The sequence below is a fragment of the Micromonospora deserti genome (genome assembly GCF_003236335.1).
In the GTDB taxonomy this organism is placed as follows: domain Bacteria; phylum Actinomycetota; class Actinomycetes; order Mycobacteriales; family Micromonosporaceae; genus Micromonospora; species Micromonospora deserti.
This window is the reverse complement of the sequence record NZ_POUB01000371.1, coordinates 1-4,776: the sequence shown is the minus strand read 5'-3', so window position 1 is coordinate 4,776 and position 4,776 is coordinate 1. Positions and strand designations below refer to the sequence as shown.

The window sequence follows — 4,776 nt, the reverse complement described above, 5'->3', positions numbered from 1 at the left end:
GGCGGCCCCAGGGGGCCTCGACCAGCAGGTCGGGGCGGCCGAGCTGGCGTACGACCCGGTTGACCACCCGCTGGGCGGCGGCGAGCGAGCGCACCGACAGCAACCGGCCCCGGCTCTCCCGGCGCAGCACGAAGAAGTGCACCGCGGCGCGGACCTGACCCCGGTCGGCGGCGCTGGCCTGGGCGGTGGAGACGACCAGTTCCCGCAGGACCCGGGCCAGTTCCTCGGCGAGCTCCAACTCGGGGCCACTGAGGCCGGCGCGGACGGCGGCGAGATGACTGTCGACCTTGCGGATGAGCACGTCGGTGCCGGGCTCGAAGCTCCGCTGCTCGACGGCCATCCGATCCCTCCACCCCGTCCGCGTTGCGAGTGAAGTTACTTTATGTTGCGCGGCACAAGCAAGCAGTTAAGTAAGACTTAACGCGCTCAACGTCGCATCCGGCGCGTAAGAGCCGGACCCGGACAGAATCAGCGTCCGGCCGGGGCCAAATGTCACGCGGCCCGGGCAGGATGGATGGCGTGACGGATGTGATGGCGGGATTCGGTGCGGCCACCCGGGAATGGTTCACCGCCGCGTTCGCCGCGCCCACCGCCGCCCAGGTCGGCGCCTGGCGTTCGGTCGCCGCCGGCCGCAACGCCCTCGTCGTGGCGCCCACCGGCTCCGGCAAGACGCTCGCCGCATTCCTCTGGTCGCTCGACCGGCTGGCCCGCGAGCCGGCCCCGGCCGACCCCCGGCACCGCTGCCGGGTGCTCTACGTCAGCCCGCTCAAGGCGCTCGCGGTCGACGTCGAGCGCAACCTGCGCGCCCCCCTCGCCGGCATCCGGCAGGCCGCCACCCGGTTGGGCGTCGCCCCGCCGGAGATCACCGTCGGGATGCGCACCGGCGACACTCCGGCCGACGAGCGGCGGGCCTTCGCCCGTACCCCGCCGGACATCCTCATCACCACACCCGAGTCGTTGTTCCTGCTGCTCACCTCCGCCGCCCGCGACTCTCTGCGCGGGGTCGGCACGGTGATCGTCGACGAGGTGCACGCGGTGGCCGGCACCAAGCGCGGCGCCCACCTCGCGCTCTCCCTGGAGCGCCTCGACGAGCTGCTGCCCACACCGGCGCAGCGGATCGGCCTCTCCGCGACCGTCCGGCCCGTCGACACCTGCGCCCGCTTCCTCGGCGGCGCCCGCCCCGTCGACGTGGTCGCGCCCCCCACCGCCAAGACGATCGAGGTCAGCGTCCAGGTCCCGGTGGCGGACATGACCCGCCTCGACGAGCAGGAGCAGCCGGAGGACGAACTCGGCGGGCTCGGCCCGCGCCGGGCCTCGATCTGGCCGGCCGTGGAGGAGCGGGTCTTCGCGCTGATCCGGGCGCACCGCTCCACCATCGTCTTCACCAACTCGCGGCGCTCCGCCGAGCGGCTCTGCGCACGCCTCAACGAGCTGGCCGCGGAGGAGCTGGCCGGCCCACCGGCCGGTCCCCGCCACGGGTGGAACGATCCCGCCGGCGCGGCAGCCGGGCCCGGCCAACCAGCGGGTGGCGGCGGCCCGCCGGCGGCCAGCGCCGGTCCGGCCCGCGACGGGTGGACCGGCCCGGCGCGGTCCGGCCGCCCGCCGGCGGAGCTGATGGCGCAGGCCGGCGCGGCGGCCGGGGCGCCACCGGTGATCGCCCGCGCGCACCACGGCAGCGTCTCCCGCGAGGAGCGCAAGCACATCGAGGAGGCCCTCAAGTCCGGCCAGCTGCCGGCCGTGGTGGCCACCTCCAGCCTCGAACTCGGCATCGACATGGGCGCCGTCGACCTGGTGGTGCAGATCGAGGCGCCGCCCAGTGTGGCCGCCGGGCTGCAACGCGTCGGCCGGGCCGGCCACCAGGTCGGGGCGGTCTCCCGCGGGGTGGTCTTCCCCAAGCACCGCGGCGACCTGCTCTCCTGCTCCGTGGTCGCCGAGCGGATGGGTGCCGGCGCCATCGAGGAGCTGCACTACCCGCGCAACCCGCTCGACGTGCTGGCCCAGCAGATCGTCGCGATGGTCGCGCTGGAGCCGTGGCGGGTCGGTGACCTGGCCGTCGTGGTCCGCCGGGCGGCGCCCTTCGCCGAGCTGCCCGACTCCGCGCTGCACGCCGTGCTCGACATGCTCTCCGGCCGCTACCCGTCCACCGCCTTCGCCGAGCTGCGGCCCCGGCTGGTGTGGGACCGCGCCACCGACACGCTGACCGGCCGTCCCGGCGCGCAGCGGCTCGCGGTCACCAGCGGCGGGACGATCCCCGACCGGGGCCTGTTCGGCGTCTTCCTCGCCGGCGCCGAGCGGGCCGCCCGGGTCGGCGAGCTGGACGAGGAGATGGTCTACGAGTCCCGGGTCGGCGACGTGTTCCTGCTCGGCTCCTCCTCCTGGCGGATCGAGGAGATCACCCCCGACCGGGTGCTGGTCACCCCCGCCCCCGGTCAGGCGGCGAAGATGCCCTTCTGGAAGGGCGACCAGCCGGGCCGGCCGGTGGAGCTGGGCCGGGCCATCGGCGCCCGGGTGCGGGCCCTGCTGCGGCAGGACGACGAGACGGCGGTGGCGGCGCTGCGCGCCGGTGGGCTGGACGACTGGGCGGCCGGCAACCTGATGGCCTACCTGCGCGAGCAGCGGGCCGCCACCCGCTCCCTGCCCGACGACCGCACGGTGGTGGTGGAACGGTTCCGCGACGAGCTGGGCGACTGGCGGCTGGCCGTGCACAGCGTGCTCGGTGCCCGGGTCAACGGGCCGTGGGCGCTGGCGATCAGCCGCCGGCTCACCGAGCGCTACGGCGTGGACGCCCAGGTGATGCCCGCCGACGACGGCATCGTCGTACGCCTGCCGGACACCGCCGAGGAGCCTCCGGGCGCCGACGTGGTGGTGTTCGAACCGGACGAGATCGCCCAGCTGGTCGAGGAGTCCGTCGGCACCTCGGCGCTGTTCGCGTCCCGCTTCCGGGAGTGCGCCGCCCGGTCGCTGCTGCTGCCCCGCCGCGACCCGCGCCGCCGCCAGCCGCTGTGGCAGCAGCGGCAGCGGGCCGCGCAGCTGCTCGACGTCGCCCGCGAGTACGCCGACTTCCCGGTCACGCTGGAGGCCGCCCGGGAGTGCCTCCAGGACGTCTTCGACCAGCCTGCCCTGGCCCAACTGATGCGTGACCTGGCCGCCCGCAAGGTACGCCTGGTCGAGGTGGAGACCGCCCAGCCCTCGCCGTTCGCCCGGTCGCTGCTCTTCGGCTACGTCGGGGCGTTCCTCTATGAGGGCGACGCCCCGCTGGCCGAGCGCCGCGCCGCCGCGCTGGCGCTCGACTCGGCCCTGCTCGGTGAGCTGCTCGGCCGCGTCGACCTGCGGGAACTGCTCGACCCGGCGGTGCTCGCCGAGACCGAACGCCAGCTGCGCTGGCGCACCGAGCAGCGCCGCCCCCGCGACGCCGAGGACGTGGTCGAGCTGCTGCGGGTGGTCGGCGACCTGGCCACCAACGAACTCGCCGAGCGGGGCGTGGCGGTCGGCTGGCTGACCGGGCTGGAGGCCGCCCGGCGGGTGCTGCGGGTGCGGATCGCCGGTCAGGAGCGCTGGGTGGTCGTCGAGGACGCCGCCCGGCTGCGCGACGCGCTCGGCGTGGCCCTGCCGGTCGGGGTGGCCGAGGCGTACCTGGCACCGGTGGCCGATCCGCTCGGTGACCTGGTCGCCCGGTACGCCCGTACGCACGGCCCGTTCGCGGCGGCGACCTGCGCGGCGCGCTTCGGGCTCGGTGTCTTCGTGGTGGAGCAGGCGCTGCGCCGGCTCGCCGGCGCCGGGCGGGTGGTCTCCGGCGAGTTCACCGCGGACACCGCGGGCACCCAGTGGTGCGACGCGGAGGTGCTGCGGCTGCTGCGCCGCCGCTCCCTCGCGGCGCTGCGCCGGGAGATCGAGCCGGTGCCGCCCCGGGCGCTGGCCGCGTTCCTGCCCCGCTGGCAGCAGGTCGGCTCCTCCGCCCGCGGCGTGGAGGCGGTGGCCGCCACGGTGGAGCAGTTGCAGGGCGCGGTGGTGCCGGCGTCGGCCCTGGAGCGGCTGGTGCTGCCCGGCCGGGTCGCCGACTACTCCCCCGCCCAACTCGACGAGCTCTGCGCGAGCGGGGAGGTGCTCTGGGCTGGCGCCGGGGCGATCTCCGGGGGCGACGGCTGGGTCGTCCTGGCGTACGCGGACACCGCCCCGCTGCTGCTCCCCCCGCCCGACGAGGCGCTCAGCCTCACCCCGCTGCACGAGGCGGTGCTGGCGGCGCTCGGCGACGGGCAGGCGCTGTTCTTCCGGTCCCTCGCCGACCGGGCGGGCGCGACCGACGACGCCGCGCTGACCGCCGTCATCTGGGACCTGGTCTGGGCCGGTCACCTCACCAACGACACCCTCGCCCCGCTGCGGGCGGTGCTCGGCGGCGGCGGGGCGCACCGGTCCCGTCCCGCCGCGCCCCGCACCCGCTACCGGCGCCCGGGCCGGGTCGCGCTGCCGACCCGCGGCGGCCCGCCGACCGTCGCCGGCCGCTGGTCCCGGTTGCCGGAGCGCGACACCGACCCGACCCGCCGCGCCGCCGCCCTCGCCGACGTGCTGCTGGAACGGCACGGCGTGGTGACCCGGGGCGCGGTGGTGGCCGAGCAGGTGGCCGGCGGCTTCGCCGCGGTCTACCCGGTGCTCGCCGCGCTGGAGGAGCGCGGGGCGGCCCGGCGGGGCTACTTCGTGGAAGGGCTGGGCGCGGCGCAGTTCGCCGTGCCCGGCGCGGTCGACCGGATCCGGGCGCTGGCCGACCCGGCCGACGGTGGG

The 4,776-nt window shown here is 76.5% G+C and carries 2 protein-coding genes; one reads left to right on the top strand and one right to left on the bottom strand.

The features are described 5' to 3' along the window. The coding region (locus C1I99_RS29450) for a hypothetical protein (protein ID WP_111137450.1) at window positions 1-340 on the bottom strand (340 nt) is incomplete at its 3' end. 170 nt (window positions 341-510) lie between these two features. On the opposite strand from C1I99_RS29450, the gene C1I99_RS29445 reads away from it, so the two are divergent. Beyond that, a partial coding sequence (locus C1I99_RS29445) for an Lhr family helicase (RefSeq protein ID WP_199562436.1) occupies window positions 511-4,776 on the top strand: 4,266 nt, incomplete at its 3' end.